The sequence below is a fragment of the Mycolicibacterium sp. 624 genome (genome assembly GCF_040548615.1).
Taxonomy (GTDB): domain Bacteria; phylum Actinomycetota; class Actinomycetes; order Mycobacteriales; family Mycobacteriaceae; genus Mycobacterium.
The window spans coordinates 1-1,183 of sequence record NZ_JBEPRZ010000019.1 but is presented as its reverse complement, the minus strand read 5'-3'; the positions used below and the strand labels follow the sequence as shown (position 1 = coordinate 1,183).

Here is a 1,183-nt window from a genome sequence, read left to right as displayed (position 1 = left end):
TCCAACAATTGGTTTCTGTTGGTGTGTGTAAGTTTTCGGCCGGTTAGTGCCAGTTCCCTGCGCCCATTACTGGGCTTCTAGGTCTGGTCTATCAATCCCGTGGTCTGCGGGGGGCCTTATCCATCTAAAATGGTGAGAAGCCTGGTCTTGGAAGAGGTTTCCCGCTTAGATGCTTTCAGCGGTTATCCTGTCCGAACGTAGCTATCCAGCGGTGCCCCTGGTGGGACAACTGGTAGACCAGAGGTTCGTCCGTCCCGGTCCTCTCGTACTAGGGACAGGTTTCCTCAAGCTTCTGACGCGCGCGGCGGATAGAGACCGAACTGTCTCACGACGTTCTAAACCCAGCTCGCGTGCCGCTTTAATGGGCGAACAGCCCAACCCTTGGGACCTGCTCCAGCCCCAGGATGCGACGAGCCGACATCGAGGTGCCAAACCATCCCGTCGATATGGACTCTTGGGGAAGATCAGCCTGTTATCCCCGGGGTACCTTTTATCCGTTGAGCGACACCCCTTCCACTCGGGGGTGCCGGATCACTAGTCCCGACTTTCGTCCCTGCTCGACATGTACGTCTCGCAGTCAAGCTCCCTTGTGCACTTACACTCAACACCTGATTGCCGTCCAGGTTGAGGGAACCTTTGGGCGCCTCCGTTACATTTTTGGAGGCAACCGCCCCAGTTAAACTACCCACCAGGCACTGTTCCTGAACCGGATATACGGTCCGAGGTTAGAAGCCCAATACGATCAGAGTGGTATTTCAACAATGACTCCACACACACTGGCGTGCATGCTTCACAGTCTCCCACCTATCCTACACAAACCGCATCGAGCGCCAATACCAAGTTGTAGTGAAGGTCCCGGGGTCTTTTCGTCCTGCCGCGCGTAACGAGCATCTTTACTCGTAGTGCAATTTCGCCGAGTCTATGGTTGAGACAGTTGAGAAGTCGTTACGCCATTCGTGCAGGTCGGAACTTACCCGACAAGGAATTTCGCTACCTTAGGATGGTTATAGTTACCACCGCCGTTTACTGGGGCTTAAATTCTCAGCTTCACCACCGAAGTGGTTAACCGGTCCTCTTAACCTTCCAGCACCGGGCAGGCGTCAGTCCGTATACATCGTCTTGCGACTTCGCACGGACCTGTGTTTTTAGTAAACAGTCGCTTCTCACTGGTTTCTGCGACCCC

The 1,183-nt window shown here is 54.5% G+C and carries 1 rRNA gene; it reads right to left on the bottom strand.

Annotation, left to right across the window (positions count from 1 at the left end):
* Nucleotides 1-23: 23 nt before the first annotated feature.
* Nucleotides 24-1,183, bottom strand: a 23S ribosomal RNA gene (locus tag ABIA65_RS33450); the annotation flags it as partial.